Below are 25,394 nucleotides of genomic sequence, written 5' to 3'. Positions count from 1 at the left end.
TGTTCAGTACACTACGGTCAATTTTATAAAAACAGAAATTTGGGAGACCTCCTTATGGCGAACATCGCCACATTCTTGTTTCAACATGACGACACCCCCAATCGCGTGTTGTACCGTCAGTTCATCGACAACGAGTGGGTTGATTTCAAAGCCCGGGAAATGATCGATCTTGCACGTTCCTGGCAGGCTTTTTTCAGATCCATGGGCTTACAGCCCGGCGACAGGGTTGCCATTTGCCTGAAGAACAGTGTTCACTGGGTGGCGTTTGACCAGGGTGCAGTGGCCATGGGCCTTGTTTCAGTGCCGCTGTATGTGGATGACAACGCCAGCAACATTGCCTATTGCATTCAGGATTCCGGATCGCGCGCAGTGGTTGTTGAAAATGACCGCATTGCCCGCAACCTGTTGAAAGAGAATCTAAAAGACGTTCGCGTGTTGTCGATCAAATCAGACATCGAAAAAGAAGCCGATGGCGTGGAAAATGCGGTTCATGTGCTGAAAAGCCTGGATAAAAAGCTGGAGCCTTTCGAACTGCTTGATCTTGAGCAAAACACGCTGGCCACAATTTGCTACACCTCGGGCACATCGGGTCGCCCTAAGGGAGTGATGTTGTCGCACAAAAACGTGATCGCCAACGTAGATAGCTGTTTCCAATTGGACATTGCAAAGCCGGAAGACGTATTTTTGTCATTTTTGCCCATGTCGCACATGTTCGAGCGCACTGGCGGTTATTACCTGCCCCTGCGTGTGGGTGCAAAAGTGATTTACGCGCGTGGTATAAACCAATTGCCAGAAGACCTGGCAACACAGGCACCCACGGTTCTGTTTGCTGTACCGCGCATTTTTGAAAAGTTTTACGGCCGAATTCAAGCCTCTGTCAAAGACTCTCGCTTCAAGCGAAAGGCATTCGAAAAGCTGGTGGATGTGGGCTGGCGGATGGAACAGGGCAAAGGTGGCATTGTCGATCACTTTCAACTCCCTCTTCTGCGCGCCAAAGTGGCTCAACCTATTCTGGAAAGACTCGGTGGCCGCTTGCGTTTGGCCGTTGTGGGTGGTGCGGCACTGGACAGCACAATTGCAAAGGCGTTTATCGCCATGGGGCTTCCCATTCTTCACGGCTACGGCATGACTGAGGCTTGCCCGGTCATCTCGGTCAACCGTCCCGAAGGTAATGTGCCCGAATCTGTGGGCCCTGCTCTGCCCAATGTGGAGGTCATGCTGGGTGAAAATGACGAATTGCTGGCACGTGGTCCCAACATCATGTTGGGGTATTGGCAAAACGATGAGGCCACAAAAACAGCGATCGATTCAGACGGTTGGCTGCACACGGGAGATGTGGCTGAAATCAAGGACAAACGAATTTATATTCGGGGTCGAATCAAAGACATCATGGTGTTGTCCAACGGCGAAAAGTTTTCCCCGCAGGATGCAGAAATGGCCATCATTGGTGACGATGTGTTCGAGCAAATTGTATTGATCGGCGAGGGGCGACCTTTCATTGGCATGATTGCGGTCACTGCCAACTCCAATGAAAAAGAACTGATCAAAAGGGCCAATGAGCGTTTGCAGCATTTGCCGCGTTATATCCGCGTGCGCCGCATTATCACCACCAAAGAACCCTGGACGGTTGACAATGGTCTTTTAACGCCAACCCTCAAGGTAAAACGCGTGAAGGTGATTGAGGCGTTCAAGGATCGAATCAACGACCTTTACGCAGAAGGCATGGGGGATTGATTGATGTAATGCACCTCGCCGGGTGCTGAAAAAAGCCCACTTTGACGTGGGCTTTTTTTATTCTGCGGGCAAATCGTCGTGATCGTAAGTATCGGATCCAATTCGGGCCAGGAAATCTGCTGCCCTGTCTGGTGGGGGGCAGGTCGAGCGCAGCCCATCAATGTAGGAAAACAGATCTTCAGAAATGTTTTGCCACATCGGATCGAGCACTACATCAACGCCCTCGTGACGCAACAATTCTGCCGCACTTGAAAAAGCACCATCTCCGGTCAGCAAGACCACCTGCTGAACCTGTCGTTTGTAGGCCAGGGTAGCTAGGTCTACACCCATTCTTAATTCAATCCCCTTGGGGTGGGAATCGGGGGTGAAGTCCTCATCGGCCAGGTCGTCTACGGTAATGCGTTTGCCAAGCAAATCAGCTAGGGCATCCTCATTCAGTTTCCAGGTATCTGCTTCGCGCGCTTCGCCCAGCTTCACAGCCAATTTCCGTTTTCTTTGCAATTGACGCTGAAACGCCACCCGGAATTGCCCTTCTTTGGATTTTGACAAATCAATTTGTTGTCTGGAAACCGGCAAGGTTACACGTTGCGTAAACACGGGCGTGTCGTAGAAAAAAATGCGGAACAAGTGGCGCTTAGGCTGATTGCGTTCAAATAAATGAGCGGCTGATAAACGCCACACCAGATCGGCCATGACTTTTGCGTCATGGTGGACTGAACTTGGGAAAATTTGGCGAATTCTGCGAATGAAGAACGGACCATCCACCAGGATAGCTGTAAGCATATAAGCCTTTGATAAATATATAAATAATCAGACCGCCAAAATTATTTTGGCATCAGGAAATAATTGTCCACGGATATAGTACCACCGAATATCCGTCAAAAATAGCGATGGCAGCACCCATTAAGAGGGAGAAACTTGCACAGCAAAATAAGCAATACACATACAATCAATAAGTATTGTGCTTACAACCACTTATTGCCCTAAAGCCCCAATGGTGCGGAGGATGAATTGAGCAAGAACACGGACAGTAGCTTGAACGACACCGCCAGAAAGCAAGACAAATACTGGCTTTATATTTTGTCGAACAACAAACCCAATGGCCCCCTTTACCTGGGGGATACCAACTGTCTTGCCACGCGCATGGACGAACACCTGCAGGGGCTTCGCCGTGATTATGCACACTACCATCGACTTGATCGCCTTGTTTACTTCGAAGTCTGGACTGACCATGACAAATTTGTGGCCCGACTTCGCCGAGTGCGGAACTGGCCACGCGACATGCGCTTGTTGCTGATTGAGTCCTTAAACCCCGATTGGGACAATTTGCTACCCCAATTTTTGAATGAATATTCAGTTAAAAGAATAGGAGCACCTGCGAAAGATCAGGAAAAAGCAGCGTGAGCAAATTATTTGGGAAATTGGTATTCCAATTTCCGGGTTCAGCGTTAACAATAATTGAACCTTCTCTTGTAACTGACACACAAATCAGCATGGTTTTCGATTGTTGATTGTTTGTGAAGTCAAGGGAATTTGGTTAGAGCCTCGGTATGAATCTGAAAAACTCCGAGCCCAGTACCAATAACGTTGCAGCATGTTTTTCAGGAGTTCATCATGAGTTCAATTGCAGAGCGTTTGACTCGGTCTTATTGCCTGTTCCACTGGTTACAGGTTAAGCCTATTCCGGATCAAATTCGTTCTAGCATTGCTTACAGTACACTTGAGCAAGAACTCCTGGCGCTTAAAGTAAAACCTGAAGATTTGGCTGCAGTGGGTTCAGATGTAACAGATAATTTCGAGGAATCCAGACTGGCATTTATGGTTCGCTACAGCGGACTTACCTGGTCAACCTGTTCCATCTTCTGTGATGCTATTGAAAACAACAGTTGGCTTCAAAATGGCACCCCACTGCTGGTTCAGTTCACCGGCGTGGACGCGAGCGGTCAAGTTGGCTTGCCCAAAGTAGCTTTGGGCGATTTCATGTTCCTGAAACCCAGCAATGTCTGGATTGACGACAACCGTGTTGTGTCATTCACTGTTCGCTGGAACAAACACGAAACCCGCCGCATGGAGCGCTTTATCCGCCTGGCCTCTGCCCGCCACGGTCTTGAAGCGACAGTCAGCAACATAGCGCAAAGCGAGAAGTTCATCGCAGCCATCAAGGCAACAGTTGGCGCGCAGTAAACTGCTCGCTTGGCAATCAACAGCCAGTGTTTGATCGGAAAGGCACCTTCGGGTGCCTTTTTAGTTGATAAAGTATCCCGATGCAAAAAGCCAAACCTGCCACTACAGCCCTCTACGACCTGATCACAGGCGACGAAGACGCACGCGTTTGCAAGGATATTCCTGATGAATCCTGCAAACACCAACCCGTCAATTTTTTTCTGCACTTGCTTGGCAACTTTTTCACCAAATTGGCTGACGAAATAGCCAGTGCACGCTTGGTGTTTCCATGGGTTCTTGGCCTGCTGGGAGCGCCCATGCTGCTAGTGTCTTTGGCCGTGCCCATTCGCGAGTCGGGTGTGCTGCTTCCACAGCTGTTTATAGCCGCAAAAATAAGGGCCATAGCACTGAGAAAGTATGTTTGGTTGTTCGGAGGCTTGCTCAGCGGCTTTGCCCTATGGGCATGCGGGTTTGCGTTATTCCTTGATTTGAAGGCAGAAAATGCGAGTTGGCTGGTGTTTGCCGCCCTGTTGGTATTCAGTTTTGCACGGGGTATATGTTCAGTTGCAGCCAAAGACGTACTGGGAAAAACCGTCTCGAAATCGCGGCGCGGCACGCTTATGGGCCTGGCCACGAGCGTCTCGGGGCTGTTTACCTTGCTCTTGGGGCTCAATCTGGGTTTCTACAACCAAATCAAAAACAATGAATTGATCCTAGCCAGTCTTTTTGGCATTGCTGGGCTGTGCTGGATTGTCGCTTCTTTCGCGATTTGGGCGATCCGGGAAGAGCCAGGCGCAACCACAGGCGGCGGCAATGCGGGCATTGAGGCTTTGAAATCGCTTCGTTTGTTGAAAGATGACAAACCTTTTCGCAATTTCGTGATTGTTCGCACCCTGTTATTGAGCGTGTCGCTGGGCGCACCCATGCTGATTATTCTCGCCCAGGACGCCCTGGGCAACGCCGCTTTGATCGGCCTGTTTTTGATCGTTTCTGGTCTGGCCAATACCGCGTCGGGCTATTTGTGGGGACGTTTGGCCGATTATTCAAGCCGCACCTTGATGGCAATCGCCAGTGCAATCAACGCCGCGGTAGGCATTGCTGTACTGCTGGTTTTGAAATTTGAAATTGAATTCAGCGCCTTGGTGCTGTTTACCGGTGCTTATTTCCTGACTTCGGTGTGCCTGGCGGGTGTGCGTTTGGGTAGAAAAACCCTGCTTGTGGACATGGCCACTGCAGAAACCCGCTCTGCTTATGTGGCTGTCAGCAACACGGCGATCGGGTTTCTAATCTTGATTGTGGGGGCGGTGGTCAGCCTGCTGGCTGGGCAAAACACACATGCCATGTTGTGGACCTTTAGCGTGCTGTCTGCACTGGCCTGCGTGCTGTGCCCCCTGCTTCTGCCGGCACAACAGGCCTGAAAGCCAAAAGTTGGGCAATTTTATGGCTGAAGTACAGCTTTTCCGCCCATGTAGGGCTGAAGAACTTCAGGCACCTTTACCGAGCCGTCGGCTTGTTGATAATTCTCAAGCACCGCCACCAAGGTACGCCCAACCGCCAAGCCTGAACCATTTAAAGTATGCACAAACTCGGTTTTACCTGCCTCGTTTTTAAAGCGGGCTTTCATGCGACGCGCCTGGAAGCTTTCACAGTTTGAACAAGACGAAATTTCACGGTAAGTATTTTGGGCAGGCAACCACACTTCAATGTCGTGCGTGCGGCTAGAGCCAAAGCCCATATCACCAGTGCACAGAACGATAACCCGGTAAGGAAGCCCCAGCTTTTGCAGAATATTTTCCGCGTGCTGGGTCATTTCATCCAGTGCCGCATAGGAGTTTTCCGGGTTCTCAATGCGCACCATTTCTACTTTGTCGAATTGGTGCTGGCGAATCAGACCACGGGTGTCACGGCCATAGCTACCCGCCTCGGAGCGGAAACAGGGTGAATGTGCGGTCATTTTGATGGGCAAATCGCCTGCTTTCAACATTTGGTCAGCCACCAGGTTGGTCAAGGTAACTTCGGCGGTCGGAATCAGGTACAAAGGTTCAGAAGTTCCCTCTTCTCCGCCTTTCTTGACTGAAAACAGGTCATCAGCAAACTTCGGAAGCTGTCCAGTGCCTTTCAGGGTTTCGCCACGAACGATGTAGGGTGTGTAGTGTTCGGTGTAGCCATGTTGCTCGGTGTGGGTATCGAGCATGAACTGCGCCAATGCCCGATGCAGTTTGGCGATTTGCCCCTTTAACACGGCAAAACGTGAACCTGACAAATTGGCAGCCGTTTCAAAATCAAGGCCAAGTTTCTCGCCCAAATCCACATGGTCTTTCACCTGGAAATCAAACTGGGCTGGGGTACCCCAGCGGCGAAGTTCAACGTTGTCTTCCTCAGATTTACCTGCGGGCACTGATTCATGCGGCAGGTTTGGAATGTTCAACAAAAATGCGTTGACCTCTTCTTGCAAAGCACTCAACTCGGTTTCATTGCGTTTCAATTCATCACCAAGGCCGGCCACTTCCTCCATCACGGCAGAAACATCTTCACCCTTGGCTTTCAGCTGACCAATTTGCTTGGACATGCTGTTGCGCTTGGCTTGCAGCTCTTCGGTGCTGGTTTGTAGTTGCTTGCGTTTGCCTTCCAGCGCATTGAACTGCGCAATGTCGAGGCTGTAGCCACGTTGGGCCAGTTTTTCGGCCACATTGGTCAAGTCTTTGCGAAGCAATTGAATGTCTAACATGAAAATTTCTCGGAATGCAGTTGGAGTGGATAGCGGTGATGGTACTAAAACTTCATGCCCAGTGAGGGCGACATGGGGCGCTTCTTACTTTTTTTGACGGGCTTCGGCATTGCGCTGTGCAAGCCAACTCAGCTTTTCGGCAATTTTACCTTCGAGTCCACGATCAGTGGGCTGATAAAACTGCGGCGTTTGCATACCCTCGGGCCAATAGCTTTCTCCCGCGGCATGTCCAGCTTCCTCGTCGTGGGCATAACGATAGCCACTGCCATGTCCCAGTTCTTTCATCAGCTGGGTGGGTGCATTGCGCAGGTGCATTGGCACGGGCATGGAGCTGCTTTGCTTCACGTGTGCCATCGCTTGTTTGTAAGCGTTGTAACCCGCATTGCTTTTTGCCGCAATCGCTAGGTAAAGCACGCATTGGGCCAAAGCCAATTCACCCTCTGGGCTACCCAGCCGTTCATAGGTCTGCGCCGCTTCATTGGCGATGGTAAAAGCTCGGGGATCGGCCAAGCCGATGTCTTCCCAAGCCATGCGCACAATTCGGCGGGCCATGTAGCGCGGGTCAGCTCCGCCATCGAGCATACGGCAAAACCAGTAAAGGGCTGCATCGGGGTCAGAGCCACGAACCGACTTGTGCAAGGCCGAGATCTGATCGTAAAAGGCATCGCCCCCTTTGTCGAATCGACGAATTTGTGAGGGAGCAATTTGCTTCAAGGCTGGTAAATCAAGGCTGCTCAGGCCCTGTGCCTTGATTTGAAGAAGCGTAATTTCAACCAAATTCAGAAAACGGCGTGCGTCTCCATCGGCATAGGCGCACAAAGCATCGAACGCGTCGCCTTCCACCACAATACCAGTCCCCAATTCCGCCTGAGCACGTTTGAGCAAACGAGTAAAATCATCGGCATTCAAACTGTTCAGTACATACACCTGTGAGCGCGACAGCAAGGCTGAATTCACTTCAAAAGATGGGTTTTCAGTGGTTGCGCCAATAAATGTGACCAAACCCGATTCAACAAAAGGCAACAGGGCATCTTGCTGTGATTTGTTGAAGCGGTGAATTTCATCGATAAACAAAATGGTGGATTTACCCACCTTGGCATACTCGCCTGCCTGTTCAATTGCAGCGCGAATTTCCTTGACCCCGGCCAGCACAGCCGACAAGGCGATGAATTGCGCTTTTGCAGCGCCTGCCAGCAAGCGGGCCAAAGTTGTTTTACCCACACCGGGTGGGCCCCACAAAATCAGTGAGTGAACATGTTGCTGGTCAAACAGCAAGGTAAGCGGTTTGCCAGGGCCAAGCAGGTGCGTTTGGCCCACCACTTCGGCCAGTGTGTTTGGGCGAATCCGCTCGGCTAACGGAACCGATCCTGCGACACCGCCTTGATTCGGCGGTGAAGAACGTTGCTCAGTGCTGTCGCCAAACAGATCAGGGGTGGTCATTGGGTTCGAATCAAATCCACACCGGCTGGTGCCTTGAAGTCAAAAAAGCCTGCCGGGCGTTGCTTGGAAAAATCCCAATTGCTCAATTCCAGCTGGGTAACCTGGCCCAAAGCGTCATGAATTTCCAGGTTCACTGGCAAGCCGTCTTTCCAGCCAATACGGGCGTAGTCGAACAGGTTGTCCTTGTCTTTCGGACGAATGACTAGCCATTCCTTGCCGTCTTTCATGCCTTCGTCTTTCAGATTAAACAACTTGTCAACGTTTTTACTGCCGAACAACAGGGCGACAGGTGTTGAATCCATGGCATTGCCAATGGGCTTTTGTGTGGCGTGACCCATGTCTTCATCATAAGAAACCACGCTGCTGCCATTGGAGAGCAACAGCAAGGGATAGGGTTTCTTGATTTCCCAACGGAATTTGCCTGGCCGTGAAAAAGAAAATTCGCCAGTACCGCGCTGTTTCACCGCGCCACTGGGAGAAATAACCACCTGTGAAAACTGACCTTCGGCAAAGCCCCGGTTTTTTACAAAGTTGTTCAGCGCCTCTTGGGCAGACGCCCAAGCCGACCCAAGTGCGCAAGCACTCAAAGCCGCAGCCAGAATTGATCGAAACAAGAATTGTTGAATTCGCATTGATTTCTACTTCCTTTAAGGTGCCTCACCCTGAATAACGCATGTTGTTGCCCGGGGTAAACAGGCTTTACCGAACTTAATGGATGAATGCTGAATTAATGGTCATGATTATTCATCATCCTGGCCTGCCTCGGCTCGCGCCAGAATTTCGCGGTTGCCGTTGGACTGCATGGCCGATACCAAGCCCGCCTGTTCCATGCTTTCCAGCAGGCGTGCTGCACGGTTGTACCCAATGCGCAAATGGCGTTGCACAAATGAAATGGATGCCCTGCGGTGCTTCAGCACAATGCCCACGGCTTGGTCGTAGAGTGCATCTTTTTCGCCATCGAAACTGCCCGCAGTGGCGTCCATGCTGGCGTTGCCACCTTCCTCCGTGGTGCCGCCCTCTAGAATGCCCTCAATGTAGTTGGGCTCTCCGCCCTTCTCTTTCAGGTATTCAACCACACGGTGTACTTCTTCATCCGATACAAATGCACCATGCACACGCTGTGGTACGCCGGAACCGGGCGGCAAGTACAACATGTCACCCTGCCCAAGAAGTGCTTCAGCACCCATTTGGTCGAGAATGGTGCGGGAATCGATTTTCGATGACACCTGGAATGCAATTCGGGTTGGAATGTTGGCCTTGATCAGGCCGGTAATTACATCGACTGAAGGTCTTTGTGTGGCCAAAATAAGGTGAATGCCCGCCGCACGGGCTTTCTGGGCCAAACGAGCAATCAGTTCTTCAATTCTCTTGCCCACCACCATCATCAGATCGGCCAACTCGTCGATCACGATCACCACCATCGGCAAGGTGTCCAATGGTTCGGGCGCATCGGGCGTCAGGCTAAAGGGGTTGGGAATGCTGTTACCGCTTTTCTTGGCTTCTGCAATTTTCGCGTTATATCCAGCCAAGTTACGCACACCCATTTTACTCATCAGGCGGTAGCGTTTTTCCATTTCGCCCACAGCCCAATTCAAGGCATTGGCAGCTTGGCGCATGTCGGTTACCACTGGGCACAGCAAGTGAGGAATTCCCTCGTAAACGCTCATTTCAAGCATTTTTGGATCAATCAGAATCAAGCGCACATCTTCGGCGCCGCTTTTGTACAGCAGCGACAAAATCATGGCGTTAATACCCACCGATTTACCCGAGCCGGTGGTACCCGCCACCAGCAGGTGTGGCATCTTGGCTAAATCGGCCACCACCGGCTTGCCGGCGATGTCTTTACCCAAGGCCATAGTCACGGGCGATTTGTTGGTGCTGTACACCTGCGAACCCAAAATCTCGGTCAGCTTCACCACTTGGCGACGCGGGTTCGGCAACTCCAGCCCCATCAGGTTCTTGCCGTAAATGGTTTCAACCACGCGAATGGACACCAAACTCAGTGCGCGAGCCAGGTCTTTGGCCAGATTCACCACTTGTGAGCCTTTCACACCCGCAGCAGGTTCAACTTCAAACCTGGTAATCACTGGGCCAGGCTGCGCTGCCATCACTTGAACCTGTACGCCAAAGTCGCTTAATTTTTTCTCTATCAAGCGCGATGTGTATTCAAGCGTGTCGGCTGACACGGTTTCAATCGCAGCCGGCGCATCGTCCAACAGGCCCAAAGGCGGCAGCTCGGTTTCAGTCAACTCAGCAAACAACGGTTGCTGCTTTTCCTTGATGGCTTGCACCGATGGCTCGGCTGCCACGGCAACTGGTTCAATCCGGATTGGCTTGTGTTCTTCAAACTTTTCGCGTTTTTGCTCTACTTTCTCTACGCGGGCCAAGGCAACTTTCTTGCCTTCCTTGCGATCGAAATAAGCGGTAATCAATTCCTTGGTTTTAAATACCAAGCCTTCCAGAAAACCGCCCACGCGCTCGGCCATCACCGCCCAGCTCAAGCCCAGAAGTCCGCTCAGGCCAGCCGCTGTGCACAACAACAGCAACATCACCGCGCCCGATAGCCCCAGAAGCTGTTGAAATACACTGGAGATGGTTTGTCCGACAACGCCACCGGCACCCGCTGGGAGGCCTTCGCCTTTGAAAATCGACAAAGACTCAAGCCCCATTAAACCGACCCACAACACAACAAAGCCAATGGGCCTTACCCAGGCAATCCACTTGGGCAAGGGTTCGTTAAAGCCCGGCAGTTCAATGGCGTCCACCATTCTCCGGGCACGCCACAGCATAAAAAAAGACAAGCCCAACAGCGCGTAGGCCGAGTAGCCTGCGATGAAAAAGAGCAGATCCGACAAATGGGCACCGACTGCGCCGCCAAAATTGTTGACTACGCTGCTGCCCGATTCATGGGAAAAGCTGTCATCGCTGCTGCTGTGCGACACCAGAATCAGAAACAGGTAGATGGAAAAAACAAGCAGACACAGCCAACGTATTTCCAGCAACAATTTGCTGATACGTAAGGTGCCTGTATTTTGTGTGGTCCTGGAATTCACTGTATTAAGAGTAGCCCGCAATGCAGCATATAATTGAAGTCTGTATTCTGACAAAGTTCGAGAGAAATATCTCGAGCAGACACCATTTGAAGCACAAAAGAGGTAGCAATGACCAGTTCTAACACGCCACGCCACGCCAAAGTACTGATTTTGGGGTCTGGCCCCGCCGGATACACTGCTGCAGTGTACGCCGCCCGCGCCAATTTAAACCCTGTTTTGATCACCGGCATGGCCCAAGGTGGCCAACTGATGACCACCACAGACGTGGACAACTGGCCAGCCGACGCCGAAGGCGTGCAGGGCCCGGACCTGATGAGCCGCTTTTTGGCCCATGCCGAGCGTTTTAATACCGAAATCATTTTTGATCACATTCACACGGTTGAACTGCAACAACGTCCATTCACGCTAAAAGGTGACTCGGGCGTTTACACCTGCGATGCGTTGATTATTGCAACAGGCGCCAGTGCCATGTATTTGGGCTTGCCTTCTGAGGAAGAGTTTGCGGGCAAAGGCGTGTCTGCATGTGCCACTTGTGACGGATTTTTCTATCGCAATCAGGAAGTGTGCGTGGTGGGTGGTGGCAACACCGCAGTTGAGGAAGCGCTGTACCTGAGCAACATTGCCAAAAAGGTCACCGTGATTCACCGCCGCGACAAATTCAAAGCCGAAGCCATTTTGATCGACAAAATGATGGACAAGGTGAAGGAAGGAAAAATCGAGCTGAAAACGGATTACACGCTGGATGAAGTACTGGGCAATGAAATGGGTGTGAATGGCGCTCGTATTAAATCCACAAAAACTGGTGAAACCCAGGACTTGGCGCTTCAGGGCGTATTTATCGCGATTGGCCACAAGCCCAATACCGACATCTTCGAGGGTCAGATCGACATGAAGAACGGTTACATCACAACCCGAAGCGGTTTGAACGGCTTGGCGACCATGACCAGCATCGAAGGCGTTTTTGCGGCTGGCGACGTGCAAGACCATGTGTACCGTCAAGCAATTACCAGCGCAGGCACGGGTTGCATGGCTGCACTGGACGCACAGCGCTGGCTGGAAGCTCAAGAAGGCTGACAAGAGCCCCTTTAAGAAATACTGCATTGAAAAAGCTGACCTCCATGGCAGATCTTGAAGGCGTCAGGCGCTCGCTCAAAGAGCAGCGCCTGGAGGCTGAACGCCAGGAGAAAATCAAAGCGGCTGAACTCAAAAAGCTGCAGGATGAGGCGAACCTGTTTAAGAAACTGGTTCGCGATGTCACCCCGCTGCCCAACACCAATCTGAAAATTCACGAACTGGAAAAACCAGCCCCGATTGCCCGGCAGCGCGAGCTTGATGATGAAGCTGTGCTGTGGGAAAGCATTTCCGATGAAATGGATGTTGAGCGGTTTCTGGAAACCGACGACAAACTGTCCTATCGCCGCAATGGCGTTGGCGTAGAAGCCCTGAAGAAACTGCGCAAAGGGCAATGGGTTATTCAGGCCCAAATTGATTTGCATGGACTGCGCTCGGATGAAGCACGTACTGCCGTGGGTGAATTTTTGCGATCTAGCGTAAAACATGACATTCGTTGTGTCAGAATCATTCACGGCAAGGGCTTGGGTTCGATTGGCAAAGAACCCGTGCTGAAAGAAAAAGTAAAACGCTGGCTGGTGCAAAAAGACGAAGTGCTTGCTTTTTGCCAAGCCCCACCCCGAGACGGTGGCGCAGGCGCCCTGCTGGTGATACTCAAAGCCCGACAATAACAAGACACACCACGGAGACAGCACAGATGAAAGCTGCGAGCAACCCCATTGAATGGCAACAAGGTTTTGCCAAATCCAGCATTACTGGGCTGAATATGGCCTGGGAAAGTGCCGGCCCTGCCGATGGCGAGACTATTTTCATGGTGGCGGGCCTTGGCTGCCAACTCACCATGTGGAACGATGAGTTTTGCTCACCTTTGTTGCAGCGAGGCTATCGACTGGTTCGGTTTGACAACCGCGACATTGGCTTAACTGATCAACACCCGACCAGCATGAAAGTGAACGTACCAGCCACATTCATTCGCAACAAGCTGGGCATGCAAACACCCACCAATTACAAGCTGGATACCATGGCCAACGATGCAATTGGTCTGATTGATGCACTTGAATTAAAGCGCCCTCACCTGCTCGGTATTTCGATGGGCGGCATGATTTCGCAAATCGTGGCGGCAAAGGCTCCCGAGAAAATAGGAAAGCTGGTCACCTTGATGTCGAGTACCAACAACCCAAAGTTGCCGATGCCCACACCGAATGTGTTGCACAACATGTTCCTGAAAAAACCCAAAAGCCAGAAAATTGACGATGTGGTGGCGCATGTGGAACGGGTTTTTATTGCCATTGGAAGCCCCGGCTACCCGCCCGACCCATTGAAATTGAGGGAGCGTGCCCGCAAATCGTACAACCGAGCCTACAAACCGGCAGGTGTGCTGCGGCAAACCCACTGCGTAGTGGCCACAGGTTCGATCGAAGATTACACACGGGAAATCAAAGTACCCACTTGCGTGATCCATGGGCTGGATGATCCATTGTTGAAAAAGGCATGTTCTGAACGAATCGCCAGACTGGTGCCCAATTCAAGACTCCATTTGATCAAAGGGTTGGGCCATGATTTGCCAGAACCCTTGGCACCCACCTTTGCGGAAATCATTCACAGCCATTTGGGTTAACAATCCGCTAAACCAAGCGCTGTAAAAAAAGCCCAAGTGAAGAACCTGGGCTTTTTTGTTTAAATGGCTGCTTCGCCTTGTTCACCGGTGCGAATGCGGATAACGCGCTCAACGTCGGTCACGAAAATTTTCCCGTCACCAATCTTGTTGGTGCGTGCAGCATTTTGAATTGCATCAATGGCTTGATCAACCAGCTTGTCTTCAATCACCAGTTCAATTTTTACCTTGGGCAAAAAATCAACCACATACTCGGCACCACGGTACAACTCAGTGTGACCACGCTGACGACCAAAGCCTTTCACTTCGGTCACGGTGAGGCCGGTGACACCCACTTCCGACAATGCCTCACGTACTTCGTCCAGTTTGAAAGGCTTGATGATTGCGCTGACCAGTTTCATTCTTGGAATCCTTCTAGATCGTTGAACTTGGATGTAATTGGATAGCGCCAGTCGCGACCAAATGCTCGGTGCGTGACCCGAATACCCACGGGCGCCTGTCTTCTTTTGTATTCGTTGATACGAAGCAGTTTAACAGCCTTAAACACATCTTCCTTCTGAAAGCCGCTGGCAATGATGTTTTCAACTGATTCGTCTTTTTCCATGTAGCGGGCCAAAATGGCGTCAAGTACATCATAGGGTGGCAAGCTATCCTGATCCACTTGATCGGGTCGCAATTCAGCCGACGGAGGGCGCGTAATGATTCGGGTCGGAATGACTTCAGACAGATTGTTGCGGTATTCACAAAGCTGATACACCAGTGTTTTGAATATGTCTTTGATCACCGCAAAGCCACCCGCCATGTCGCCATACAAGGTGCAATAACCAGTGGCCATTTCACTTTTGTTGCCAGTGGTTAACACAATGCGGCCGGTTTTGTTAGAAATGGCCATAAGCATGGTGCCGCGAATACGAGCTTGCAGGTTTTCCTCGGTGGTATCTGCCGCCAAGCCCTTGAACAAGGGAGCCAGGCTTGAGTCAAAGGCCCTCATGCAGTCCTGGATGGAAATTTCGTCGTACTGAATCCCCAGGCGCTTGACCATGTCGCGAGAATCATCCAGCGAGATATCGGCAGTGTATGGCGAAGGCATCATCACGGCGCGCACTTTGTCGGCGCCCAAAGCGTCCACTGCAATCGCCAAGGTTATTGCAGAATCAACACCACCTGACAAGCCAATAATCGCGCCGGGAAAGCGGTTCTTTGTGACGTAGTCGTGTACACCCATTTTCAGGGCTTCGTACACCTGCGCAGTTAGTTCAAGCTCGGACACGCATGGCTGGTGGGCTTCCAGCACGATAGGCTCACCGGGACGGGCGACGGCGTCCAGCATGGCAAGCGCCTCTTGAAACTGAGGCAAGCGCATGGCCACATGCTGCTTACCATCCATTGCAAAAGATGCACCATCAAAAACCAGTTCATCTTGTCCACCCAGCATGTTGGCATACACAATGGCCATGCCGGTTTCCTGAACACGCTTGGCCACCATGGATTGACGAATGGTTTGTTTGCCCATGTGGTAGGGCGATGCATTGGGCACCAACAGCACTTCAGCTCCCGCAGCCGCTGCGGCTTCAGGCGCATAACGGTTCCAGGTGTCTTCGCAAATGTTTACGCCAAAACGAATACCATCCACCTCAAACACCAAGGGACGGTTGTCGGGTGTGAAGTAGCGCTGCTCATCGAACACCTCGCGGTTCGGCAAATCGTGCTTGTGGTACATGCCCACCACTTGCCCGCGATAAAGCACAGAGGCAGCATTGAACAGTTCACCTTCCCGGCTTACTGGGTGCCCCACCACCACATACAAATCGAGTGCAGCCAGATTTCGACGAAGGTGCTCGAATGCAGTGTCGGTTTGGCGCTGAAATGAGGGGCGCAACAGCAGGTCTTCAGGTGGGTAACCAGTGATGGACAGCTCGGGGGTGAGAAGAATTCGCACGCCTTGTGCGGCTGCCTTGTGCGCGTAATCAACAATTTTTGCGCAATTGCCTTTTAAATCGCCTACAGTCAGGTTCAACTGCGCAATAGCCAATCGGACTCGGGATAAACTCACTGGGTACCTGCATAGTAGTTGTCGCCTTTATGAATTATCGCATGCAGATTTGCCAATCCATTGGCGAGATCGCACAAGCTGAATGGAATTCACTTGTGTGCAAATGCAATGGTGGTGTGCTTCACCCTGCTCTTCGTCATGAATACCTGCTGGCCTTAGAGGCGAGCGGCAGTGCAACAGCCGAAACCGGTTGGGGGCCGCTGCATTTGGCCATCCATGGGGACACTGGCGAGCTTCTGGCAGCCATGCCCTTGTATTTGAAATCGCATTCCTATGGCGAGTATGTTTTTGACTGGGCCTGGGCTCAGGCTTACGAGCGCAGCGGGCAGCGTTATTACCCCAAGCTGCTGTGTGCCATCCCTTTTACCCCGGTGTTGGCACCCAAAGTGCTCCACGCCACACCCGAGGCTGGCAAAGCATTGGCTCAAGGACTTGCACAACTGACCTGGCAGGCTGCCGAGAACACTGAACTGCTGGGTGTACAAATTTCAACCCTGCATGCTTTGTTTTTAACCCGACAAGATCAACAACTGTTATTAAGTGATGCAACCAGCCTGAACAACAGTAGCCGGTATGTGGTGCAATTTCACTGGAAAAACCAAAACCCGGCCACGGGCAAACAATTTGATGATTTCGATGAGTTTTTGGAAAGCCTGAACCAGAAAAAGCGAAAAAATATTCGCGCCGAACGTCGAAAAGCACATGTGGATGGTTTGGAAATTCAACGCATTCATGGGTCTCGAATCAGCGAAGCTGAACTGGAATTTTTCTATCAGTGCTATTCCCGCACTTACATGGAGCACTTTTCCAGCCCTTATTTAAATCTTGAATTTTTCAGGCAAATTTGTACAACCATGGGTGAGCAGATATTGATCATTCAGGCCAGCCTGCATGGTCAGCCTGTGGCCAGCTCGTTTTTTCTGTACAGCGAGGAACGTTTGTATGGCCGCTATTGGGGCTCTATTGAAAACCTGCCCTGCCTGCATTTTGAATTGTGTTATTACCAGGCAATTGATTTTGCGATTGAGCAAGGCATAGAGTGGTTTGAAGGCGGCGCGCAAGGTGAACACAAAATGGCGCGTGGCCTGAACCCGCAAACCATGGTGAGTGCACACTACGTGCACGACAACGGGTTCAAGTTACCAATTGAAAACTTTCTGCGTCGGGAAAAAGCGCACCTGGACTCGTATGCAGTTGAGTTAAATGAACACACTGCTTTTCGGGAAAGCGGTTCAGGACAGCTATAAAAAAAAGCCAACGCGAAGGCTGGCTTTTCAGTGCGGTTAAAGCAACAATCTTAGCCTTTGTAGTTGGCCACGCCGTCACGAATTTCTTTTTCGACGTCTGTCATGTCACCCCAACCTTCGATTTTTACCCACTTGCCTTTTTCAAGGTCTTTGTAGTGTTCAAAGAAGTGCTGAATGCGCGCCAGAAATTCTTGAGGTACATCGGAAATGCTTTGATAGTGTTTGTACTGCGGCAACAGCTTTTCTACAGGAACGCCCAGCAACTTCGCATCACCGCCCGATTCATCGGTCATTTTCAACATGCCGATTGGGCGTACACGCACCACGCAACCAGGCTGCAATGGGTATGGGGTCATGACCAATACGTCCACGGGGTCGCCATCGGCTGCCAGAGTTTGTGGAATGTAACCGTAGTTGCAAGGGTACTGCATGGATGTACCCACAAAACGGTCTACAAACAAAGCACCACTTTCCTTGTCAATTTCGTACTTCACAGGATCCGAGTTCGCGGCGATCTCGATAATCACGTTCACATCATTGGGTAGGTCTTTACCGGGGGAAATGCTTTCGTAGCCCATGCTGATTAATCCTCAAAAATAAAATTTGGTCGTATTGTAACCAATAATGCTTTAAGCAAGCTGCCGGTCGTTCTGAAGATGATTGTTCAATTTCTCTCGCCAGGTTTTGGCACGTTCACCCTGGTTGGCTGCCTCATACAATCGTTCCAGCTTGCCCGCCACATGTGCGGAAGGCTGTTTGGCATACACCGCTTCAAACCTGGAAATCGCCTTACCCCACAGTTGTTCGCGCTCGCACACATCAGCGGCCAACTCCAGCAAACGCAAATCGGCAGGCTGGTGGGCCAGCAAACGCTCTACATTGGGCAATGCCTCCCGTGGCTCCAGAACAGCAACCTGGTGATAAATCGGCAATAAATCCCTGTTGTAATTTTTGTTCAAAGCCATTTCAAGCAGCGTGCGGGCCGCAGTAACCAATCCAGCCCTCTGCAAACCAGTGGCTAGCGTGCGCAATACACCCACGTTCTCAAGCTCAGCAGGTTTTGCATTGGACAACACCTCTTTCATTTTTGAAGCGTCTTGGCCTGCACTTTCTCCCAGACCAGCATAAATGCGCATCAAGGCTTCATTTTTCTCACCGTTGGTGAGCGCCGATACGGCGACACAGGCGCGGTATTGAACCAAAGCATCTTGCCAACGGGCCAGACCCATCAAGGCCAGCATGCGCAATCGCTGAACCTGGGGTAATTTTGCAGCCAAGGGGTCCATGGCTTCCAGCATGCTCAAAGCACCCGAAAAGTCTTGCTTGGACAAAGCCACCTTTCCACGCAATACAACCAAGGCGTGCGAGTGCTCGCCCACCTTGGCTTTTTCCTGATTCAGGATTTCCTCGGCCACATCGTAGCGGTCAGCCTGAATGGCTGACATGGCGCGAATCAAGTAACTCAAATCCGTTTCAATCCCGGTTTTACTGGCTTGGTTCAACGCTTTTTGGGCGCCTTGCTCATCGCCAGTAATCAAGGCGATTAAACCCTGTGTATTGGCTTGTAACAAGGCGTTTTGCTTGCGGTTCATCCAATACTCTTTGAATTTTCCGGGGAGCTGGCTGGATGCACGCCAAGCGCGCATCATGACGTAAAACACCAGAAACAGCAGCAAAATTGCCACTACCGCAAAGTTAAGCGACATGTCGATTCGGTACTGACCGAAAAAGATCAATACTTTGGAAGCATTGCCCTGAGCCATCAAAGTGACCGCCACGGCCACCACGACAACCAGCAACAAACCAAGCAGCTGCTTCATTGGCGCTCCCCCTGCTGCCCGGCAACGGCCAGCCTCAGCGCGGCAGAGGTAGCCTGCAATTCTGGCAACACCAAATCAAGTTGAACTTCGCCAATTTCAGCCAGTACAGTTTGAGCGCGCTGCACTTGGATGGATTTACTGTCAAAGTAGGTATTCAACAAATTGCCTGATCGCTCAAGATCAGATTTCAGCAAAGTGGCCTGACGCGACAAGAGCGAAATTCGTGCATTCAACAAGGACAAACGCAGTGTATTGCGCAAATCAGTTTCTTGACGACTGGACAACATGAGCACTTCAGGGCTGTCTACTTTGGTGACTTCGATCAATGATTTGATGTCGTACCAAACTGTTTGAGCCACTTTTTTAATGGAAGCCCAGGCTTTCTCAAACCCTTGCGCTTGTTCGTTGGCTGCTGGCGCTTGGGTGTCGGCTACTACCTCAGATGCTTCTTCTTCGGTCAACTGCGCCAATGTTTGATCAGTGGTGGCCTGCGCGCTTGACAGCATGGGCAAACTTTCAACAGAGTTAACCACCGAATCAAGAGAAATCGCCAGCCTCAGCAAATCGTCGCTAGGCAGGGCCTTGATTTCGGTCAAGTCTTTTTCCAACGCGGTGCGCAAATTCAACAAAGAAGGTTTCTCTGTGCCCTCCAGCAGGTCGATGGCCTGGGACAGGGCAATAGACGCTCCCTTTACATTGCCCAACAAATACAACTGGCGTTTGGCAATTGATATCAACTGCTCTACTTCGCTAAGCGACACTTCCGTTCGGCTGGCCAACAGGCTGTTATAAACCTCCTCAAGACTGGCGCGTTGGCTGGCCTCCTCTTTCTGGGCAAGCTCCAACAGGTCAAAACGGGTTTTCAGGTCTTTCGCCAGATCGCTCGATTTGCTGATTTCTTCTTTCACCAAATCAAGTGTGGTCGACTCTTTCTGAATCCGCTCGCCAAAGGCCATGCGTGTTTTTTCAATCTGGTTTTTCCCGGCAAACGCAATCAGCAAAATGAGTACAAAGCTGAGCACCGAGATGAAAAATGCAGCTTTGCCCAACCACTGCCCATTGGGCTGGGAAGCGCTGGCAGAAGCCGGTCTGGATTGGGAGGTGACAACCGGTTGCGGGTTGACAGCAGGCGTGGCAGAGTTGGTTTGATTGTTGTTTTCCATGCTTTTCTTGTTGGATTTCAGCCATGAATTCACCGATTGTATCCCTGTTGCTATCTGGACAACATGGGCATATCCCAATTCCCTGCATTTGACCGTAATGCGGGGGTGTGTGGTCAATACGGTGGCGGTTTCTTTCAACACCTTGAGTTGAAATTCCGATTTGCGTGCCAACTGCGAATCAAGCGCCTCTATGGTTTCGCTGCTGGTAATCCAGAGCACCGCCTCAGCCGCTCGGGCAAACAGTGCCTCGCACTGCGCATTGCTTTGCTCAATCACCTTGCGGTCATAACACTCAAGTACGGTCACATCGTGTTGCATTTCCTCAAGCTTCTTGGGAAATCCAATACGGCCTCTGGGGCCTTTGCATACCATTACCCGGCAGCTACCCGCTTCAAAATGTGTGGCCAGCAAGCGGGCCAGCCCGTCGGAATCCTCGGTTTCAAGGTCGTTTTCGCCAGTGGGGGCGATAATTTTGTCTTTGGGAATACCCAAGTCCATGGCCAACTTGGCGCTTTGCCGCCCCATTACTCCGCAGTAAACATGGGCAGGCCATTGCCCCAGGTTGGTCACTGCAATTTCGAGAACCGAAGGACTTACAAAAACGATTAAATGGTTGGGTTTTTCGGTAACAGCATCAAGCCATTGCCGAATGGTCAATATGGTCGCCAAATCTGGTACCAATTCAAACACCGGAAAATACATCACATGGCCCGCATGCATTTGATCAAGCTGACGCTTTAAATCAACGCGCTGAGTCAGATACTGATCGGGCAACTTGGGTTTGCAAACGACCAAAGTGTGAGTCATGTCCGGGAGTTATCCTTTAAATTGTTGAACAGCCGATTCAATCAAGGCCTGCGCACCTTCTTGAAGCAAACCTTCGATGACCAGGTCCGCGGCAGCTTCCCAGTGTTGCAGGCTTGCCTGCGCACTTTTCTCGATCACGGTCTTGCCATCCGGGCTGGCCACCAGGCCCCGCAAAGTGAAAGTGTGTGCATCGTTCAAGGTTGCATAGCCAGCAATGGGCACTTGGCAACTGCCGCCGAGCGCTTTGGACACTGAACGTTCTGCGCTTACCAACGCGGTACACACCGGGTCAATCAGTGGCTTTACCAACTCGGCCAATTTTGAATCACCGGCGCGAATTTCCAGGCCCAAAGCACCCTGACCGACGGCGGGCAACATGTCGGTTGATTCAATCACGTTGCGTATTCTTGAATGCAAACCCAGGCGTTTCAAACCGGCAGCAGCCAAGACTATGGCTTGATACTGACCTGAATCCAATTTGCCCAATCGAGTATCCAGATTGCCGCGCAAAGGCTCAACTTTCAAATGCGGATAACGCGCCAACACTTGTGCCTGTCTGCGCAAGCTGGAGCTGCCAACCACAGCACCTGCCGGTAAATCAGACAAGCTGGCATAGTCGTTGGACACAAATGCATCGTGTGGGTCTTCGCGAGTCATGAAGCCCAGTAGTTGAAACTCAGGATCCAGATCCATGGGAATGTCTTTGCCAGAATGCACGGCCAAATCGGCCCGCCCTTCAAGCAAGGCATGCTCCAGTTCTTTGATGAAAAGTCCTTTTCCGCCAATTTTTGCGAGTGAGCGGTCCAGAATCTGGTCGCCCTTGGTAGTCATTCCCACAATTTCAACGCCAGAAACCTCAGGCAAAGCCAGTAACAGGTCTCGAACATGTTCAGCCTGCCACATGGCCAAGCGGCTTTCCCTTGATGCAATTCTTATTTTCATTCAGTGTGGCGACACAGCTAGTCGCGATTCAGTGGATAAATTTCAATCAATTCCCCACAGCAAGGCTGTGAGAAGGCGTTCATGATGAAAGTCTAGCACGGCAACCCCTTATAATTAGGCCCTGTTCCAAAGTGCATAAAGGATTCCCCATGTCGAACCAATGGTCCAAAAAACAGGAAGCATGGTCAGCCCGATTCAACGAACCCATGTCCGAGCTGGTCAAGCGCTACACTGCATCCGTGTTTTTTGACAAACGGCTGGCTGAGTTCGACATTCAGGGCTCACTGGCACATGCCACCATGCTGGCTGAGGCTGGAGTCATTGCAGCGTCCGACCTTCAGGCAATACAAAACGGTATGTCCCAAATTCTGAGTGAAATCAAGGCGGGTCAGTTCACATGGCAACTGGATCTTGAAGACGTGCACTTGAACATAGAGCGCAGGCTTACCGAATTGGTAGGTGACGCTGGCAAACGTCTGCACACAGGCCGCTCTCGCAATGACCAGGTGGCCACGGACATTCGCCTGTTTTTGCGCCACGAGGTAGACCGCATTCAGGGATTGCTCAAGGTGCTTATCAAAGCACTAATCACTGTGGCTGAACGGAACCACGACACCGTCATGCCGGGCTTTACCCACTTGCAAGTGGCACAACCCGTTACTTTCGGGCACCACTTGCTGGCTTATGCAGAAATGTTTGAACGCGACCTGGAACGCATGCACGATTGCCGCAAGAGAATTAACAGGCTGCCCTTGGGCGCTGCCGCACTGGCGGGTACCACATTCCCCATCAATCGCAATCGCACAGCGGAACTGCTGGAGTTTGATGCCCCCACTCGCAACAGTCTCGATTCCGTTTCAGACCGTGATTTTGCAATTGAATTTTGCTCGGCCAGCAGCATCTTGATGATGCATGTGTCGCGCCTGTCTGAAGAATTGATTATCTGGATGAGCCAACGTTATGCATTCATCGATCTGCCCGATCGTTTCTGCACCGGTTCGTCCATCATGCCTCAGAAGAAAAACCCGGATGTGCCGGAACTTGCGCGCGGCAAAACAGGACGTGTTTACGGGCACCTGATGGGCCTGCTGACCTTGATGAAAGGCCAGCCACTGGCCTATAACAAAGACAACCAGGAAGACAAAGAGCCCCTTTTCGACACCGTTGATACTGTGGTCGACACGCTCACTATTTTTGCTGAAATGGTTGAGGGCATTCAAGTGAAGGCTGACAATATGCGTGCGGCTACACTGGAAGGCTATGCGACAGCCACAGACCTCGCTGATGCTTTGGTCAAGCGCGGCATGCCCTTCCGCGATGCGCACGAGGCAGTTGCGCGCGCGGTGCGCTACTGCGATACCCAGCAGTGTGGCCTGGAGGCTTTGACCGTGGCCCAACTTCAAGAGGCCCTGAAATTGACCGAGTTGGGCTACAGCGACGACTTGGTGAATCAAGAATTGTGTGCGGTACTCACACTCGAAGGCTCGCTACAGGCCCGCAACCACATAGGGGGCACCAACCCGGGTCAGGTCATGGCTGCCGCGGCTGCAGCCCGTCAACGGCTGGGTTTGTAAAGTTGAAGGGATTGTTGGCCATCTCACGCGGCATTGACGACCTGAACACCAGGCTGGGGCTTGCCGTGGGTTGGTTAATTTTAATCACTACGCTGGTGTCGGCCTACAACGCTGTAGTGCGAAAATTTTTTGACACCAGCAGCAATGGCTTGCTTGAAATTCAGTGGTATTTGTTTGGCGCTGTGTTTTTATTGGGCGCCGCTTACACCCTGCAACAAAATGCACATGTACGCATCGACGTGCTTTCAAACCGGTTTTCTGAGTCAACGCGCGCCTGGATCGACATTCTGGGGCATGTGCTGTTTACCTTGCCTCTAATCGGTTTTGTTCTTGTGTCAGGCTGGGAATTCGCCTATGAGTCATTTCGAATCAATGAATACTCTGCCGACCCAGGTGGTTTGATCCGCTGGCCAGCCAAGGCATTAATCGTTTTGGGATTCGCCTTACTTGGCTTGCAAGTTTGTTCCGAAATCATCAAAAAAATCGCCGTAATCAAGGGACACCCCACACCATGCCAATAATTCCGGTTGAATGGTTGGCGCCCCTCATGTTCGCAGTCCTGCTGCTGTTCATGGTCAGCGGCTTTCCTGTCGCATTCGCCCTGGCTGCAAACGGGCTACTGTTTGGCTACATCGCGATTGAGCAAGGGTTAATGAACGTGGCTTTGCTGCAAGCGCTGCCCGACCGGATATTCGGAATCATGAGCAATGAAACCCTGCTCGCTATTCCATTCTTCACCTTCATGGGCTTGGTACTTGAACGCAGTGGCATGGCCGAAGACCTGCTGGAAACCATCGGCCAATTGTTTGGCCGGGTGCGCGGCGGTTTGGCCTATGCAGTGATATTGGTAGGCGCTTTGTTGGCCGCCACCACTGGCGTAGTGGCGGCTTCGGTCATATCCATGGGGCTTATTTCTTTGCCCATCATGTTGAAATATGGCTACAGTCAATCGGTGTCTACTGGCGTTATTGCCGCTTCGGGAACACTGGCCCAAATTATTCCACCGTCGCTGGTTTTAATTGTCATGGCCGATCAACTGGGGGTTTCAGTGGGGGCCATGTACCAAGGTGCGCTAATTCCTGCCTTGTTACTGGTGCTTCTTTACATCGCTTATGTGTTTGTAATTACACGCGTTCAAAAGAACGCCCTGCCTGCTTTGCCCCCAGAGGCCTGCTACATCGGTCAAAGCAATTCGGGCGCGCGAATATTGAAAGCTGTGGTGTTTGTGCTAATGCCTCCTTTGGCCTTGGTATTTCTAGTGTTGGGCACCATTTTTCTGGGCATTGCCACGCCCACCGAGGGCGGCGCCATGGGTGCTGTTGGTGCTTTGCTGATCGCGGCATCCAAGAAACGGTTGAATCTGGATTTGCTGAAACAATCAATCGATTCCACGACCAAACTTTCCTGCTTTGTGTTGTTTATTTTGATTGGGTCTACCGTGTTTGGTCTTACTTTCAGGGCGGTTGAAGGCGATCTGTGGGTGGAACAACTGATGGGTGATTTGCCAGGTGGCGAACTTGGATTCTTGATCGCTGTGCAAATCCTGATTTTTGTGTTGGGTTGTTTCCTTGATTTCTTTGAAATTGCATTTATCGTAATTCCATTGCTTGTACCAGTGGCTGACAAACTGGGCATTGACCTGGTGTGGTTCGGCGTCATGATCGCCATGAACATGCAAACCTCTTTCCTGACCCCGCCGTTTGGCTTCTCGCTGTTCTACCTGAAATCGGTCACACCCAAGGTGGTAAAAACGATTGAAATTTACAAGGGCTCCCTGCCGTTCATTGCCTTGCAATTGTTGATGGTGGTGCTTATTTTTGCCTTTCCACAGCTGGTGATCCAGGAAGAAAAGGTGAAGTACCAAGACAGCCCATTGCAACTGGACCTGCCCACGCAGAATTACGGGGGTGGGAACGACCCGGCCGAGCAACAACCTTTTGTTCCAAGCTTCAGCGAATAGCTGCCCAGGTCATTGGCAATCGGC

The 25,394-nt window shown here is 51.4% G+C and carries 22 protein-coding genes; 11 read left to right on the top strand and 11 right to left on the bottom strand.

Going from position 1 to position 25,394, the window contains the following annotated elements; all coding sequences use genetic code 11:
- Positions 1–54: 54 nt before the first annotated feature.
- Positions 55–1,734, top strand: coding sequence for an AMP-dependent synthetase/ligase (locus PY990_RS05930; RefSeq protein ID WP_275270834.1), 1,680 nt, complete (start codon positions 55–57; stop codon positions 1,732–1,734).
- Between the two features lie 57 nt (positions 1,735–1,791).
- Here PY990_RS05930 and PY990_RS05925 read toward each other — a convergent pair whose 3' ends face one another.
- Positions 1,792–2,517: an NYN domain-containing protein gene (locus PY990_RS05925; RefSeq protein WP_105029138.1), complete on the bottom strand. Its 726-nt coding sequence runs from the start codon at positions 2,515–2,517 to the stop codon at positions 1,792–1,794.
- A gap of 228 nt (positions 2,518–2,745) precedes the next feature.
- Between PY990_RS05925 and PY990_RS05920 the strand changes: the two genes are divergently transcribed.
- From PY990_RS05920 to PY990_RS05910, 3 genes are all read left to right on the top strand, one after another.
- Positions 2,746–3,138, top strand: coding sequence for a GIY-YIG nuclease family protein (locus tag PY990_RS05920; protein ID WP_171099137.1), 393 nt, complete (start codon positions 2,746–2,748; stop codon positions 3,136–3,138).
- Between the two features lie 210 nt (positions 3,139–3,348).
- Positions 3,349–3,918: a hypothetical protein gene (locus tag PY990_RS05915; protein WP_105029140.1), complete on the top strand. Its 570-nt coding sequence runs from the start codon at positions 3,349–3,351 to the stop codon at positions 3,916–3,918.
- 80 nt (positions 3,919–3,998) lie between these two features.
- Entirely contained in the window at positions 3,999–5,315 is a 1,317-nt protein-coding gene (locus tag PY990_RS05910; RefSeq protein ID WP_275270833.1) for an MFS transporter, read from the top strand.
- 20 nt (positions 5,316–5,335) lie between these two features.
- Here PY990_RS05910 and serS read toward each other — a convergent pair whose 3' ends face one another.
- From serS to PY990_RS05890, 4 genes are all read right to left on the bottom strand, one after another.
- Positions 5,336–6,625: a serine--tRNA ligase gene (gene serS / locus PY990_RS05905; RefSeq protein WP_275270832.1), complete on the bottom strand. Its 1,290-nt coding sequence runs from the start codon at positions 6,623–6,625 to the stop codon at positions 5,336–5,338.
- Between the two features lie 84 nt (positions 6,626–6,709).
- The gene (locus PY990_RS05900; protein WP_275270831.1) at positions 6,710–8,065 is read right to left on the bottom strand and encodes a replication-associated recombination protein A; all 1,356 of its coding nucleotides are present in this window, start codon (positions 8,063–8,065) and stop codon (positions 6,710–6,712) included.
- Positions 8,062–8,697: an outer membrane lipoprotein periplasmic chaperone LolA gene (gene lolA / locus PY990_RS05895; RefSeq protein ID WP_275270830.1), complete on the bottom strand. Its 636-nt coding sequence runs from the start codon at positions 8,695–8,697 to the stop codon at positions 8,062–8,064. Before lolA ends, PY990_RS05900 begins: the two co-directional genes overlap by 4 nt.
- Positions 8,698–8,805: 108 nt before the next feature.
- Positions 8,806–11,118 carry a DNA translocase FtsK gene (locus PY990_RS05890; protein ID WP_275270829.1) on the bottom strand — a complete coding sequence of 771 codons (2,313 nt, stop codon included), beginning with the start codon at positions 11,116–11,118 and terminating at the stop codon, positions 8,806–8,808.
- A gap of 108 nt (positions 11,119–11,226) precedes the next feature.
- Between PY990_RS05890 and trxB the strand changes: the two genes are divergently transcribed.
- From trxB to PY990_RS05875, 3 genes are read left to right on the top strand one after another with little or no spacing between them, the layout of a single operon-like run.
- A complete protein-coding gene (gene trxB / locus PY990_RS05885) occupies positions 11,227–12,192 on the top strand; it encodes a thioredoxin-disulfide reductase (RefSeq protein WP_275270828.1) in 966 nt (321 codons plus the stop codon).
- 44 nt (positions 12,193–12,236) lie between these two features.
- Positions 12,237–12,860 (top strand): Smr/MutS family protein, encoded by a 624-nt coding sequence (locus tag PY990_RS05880; RefSeq protein ID WP_275270827.1) that lies wholly within the window; start codon positions 12,237–12,239, stop codon positions 12,858–12,860.
- A gap of 26 nt (positions 12,861–12,886) precedes the next feature.
- Complete coding sequence (locus tag PY990_RS05875) at positions 12,887–13,807, top strand: alpha/beta fold hydrolase (RefSeq protein WP_275270826.1); 921 nt, start codon at positions 12,887–12,889, stop codon at positions 13,805–13,807.
- A gap of 59 nt (positions 13,808–13,866) precedes the next feature.
- Here the strand turns inward: PY990_RS05875 and PY990_RS05870 are convergent, their stop codons facing one another.
- Both PY990_RS05870 and PY990_RS05865 read right to left on the bottom strand, forming a co-directional pair.
- The gene (locus PY990_RS05870) at positions 13,867–14,205 is read right to left on the bottom strand and encodes a P-II family nitrogen regulator (protein ID WP_008252857.1); all 339 of its coding nucleotides are present in this window, start codon (positions 14,203–14,205) and stop codon (positions 13,867–13,869) included.
- Positions 14,202–15,857 carry an NAD+ synthase gene (locus PY990_RS05865; RefSeq protein ID WP_275270825.1) on the bottom strand — a complete coding sequence of 552 codons (1,656 nt, stop codon included), beginning with the start codon at positions 15,855–15,857 and terminating at the stop codon, positions 14,202–14,204. The genes PY990_RS05870 and PY990_RS05865 overlap by 4 nt, the downstream gene beginning before the upstream one ends.
- 41 nt (positions 15,858–15,898) lie before the next feature.
- Here PY990_RS05865 and PY990_RS05860 point away from each other — a divergent pair, with 41 nt between their 5' ends.
- The gene (locus PY990_RS05860) at positions 15,899–17,104 is read left to right on the top strand and encodes a GNAT family N-acetyltransferase (RefSeq protein WP_275270824.1); all 1,206 of its coding nucleotides are present in this window, start codon (positions 15,899–15,901) and stop codon (positions 17,102–17,104) included.
- 50 nt (positions 17,105–17,154) lie between these two features.
- On the opposite strand, the gene ppa is transcribed toward PY990_RS05860, so the two are convergent.
- From ppa to hemC, 4 genes are read right to left on the bottom strand one after another with little or no spacing between them, the layout of a single operon-like run.
- Positions 17,155–17,682 (bottom strand): inorganic diphosphatase, encoded by a 528-nt coding sequence (gene ppa / locus PY990_RS05855; RefSeq protein WP_008252865.1) that lies wholly within the window; start codon positions 17,680–17,682, stop codon positions 17,155–17,157.
- 51 nt (positions 17,683–17,733) lie between these two features.
- Complete coding sequence (locus tag PY990_RS05850; RefSeq protein WP_275270823.1) at positions 17,734–18,924, bottom strand: heme biosynthesis HemY N-terminal domain-containing protein; 1,191 nt, start codon at positions 18,922–18,924, stop codon at positions 17,734–17,736.
- Positions 18,921–20,894, bottom strand: a complete 1,974-nt coding sequence (locus PY990_RS05845; RefSeq protein WP_275270822.1) for a uroporphyrinogen-III C-methyltransferase — start codon at positions 20,892–20,894, stop codon at positions 18,921–18,923. The genes PY990_RS05850 and PY990_RS05845 overlap by 4 nt, the downstream gene beginning before the upstream one ends.
- A gap of 9 nt (positions 20,895–20,903) precedes the next feature.
- Positions 20,904–21,836: a hydroxymethylbilane synthase gene (hemC, locus tag PY990_RS05840; protein ID WP_275270821.1), complete on the bottom strand. Its 933-nt coding sequence runs from the start codon at positions 21,834–21,836 to the stop codon at positions 20,904–20,906.
- A 149-nt stretch (positions 21,837–21,985) separates the two neighbouring features.
- On the opposite strand from hemC, the gene argH reads away from it, so the two are divergent.
- The 3 genes from argH to PY990_RS05825 are packed head-to-tail and all read left to right on the top strand — an operon-like array spanning position 21,986 to position 25,370.
- Positions 21,986–23,410 carry an argininosuccinate lyase gene (gene argH / locus PY990_RS05835; protein WP_275270820.1) on the top strand — a complete coding sequence of 475 codons (1,425 nt, stop codon included), beginning with the start codon at positions 21,986–21,988 and terminating at the stop codon, positions 23,408–23,410.
- Positions 23,411–23,424: 14 nt separating this feature from the next.
- On the top strand, positions 23,425–23,931 hold the full coding sequence (locus tag PY990_RS05830; protein WP_275270819.1) for a TRAP transporter small permease subunit: 507 nt from the start codon (positions 23,425–23,427) through the stop codon (positions 23,929–23,931).
- Positions 23,922–25,370 (top strand): TRAP transporter large permease, encoded by a 1,449-nt coding sequence (locus PY990_RS05825; protein WP_275270818.1) that lies wholly within the window; start codon positions 23,922–23,924, stop codon positions 25,368–25,370. The genes PY990_RS05830 and PY990_RS05825 overlap by 10 nt, the downstream gene beginning before the upstream one ends.
- Positions 25,371–25,394: the final 24 nt, after the last annotated feature.

Source organism: Limnobacter olei (assembly GCF_029087225.1).
Taxonomy (GTDB): Bacteria; Pseudomonadota; Gammaproteobacteria; order Burkholderiales; family Burkholderiaceae_B; genus Limnobacter; species Limnobacter olei.
This window is presented reverse-complemented; position numbering and strand designations above follow the sequence as displayed.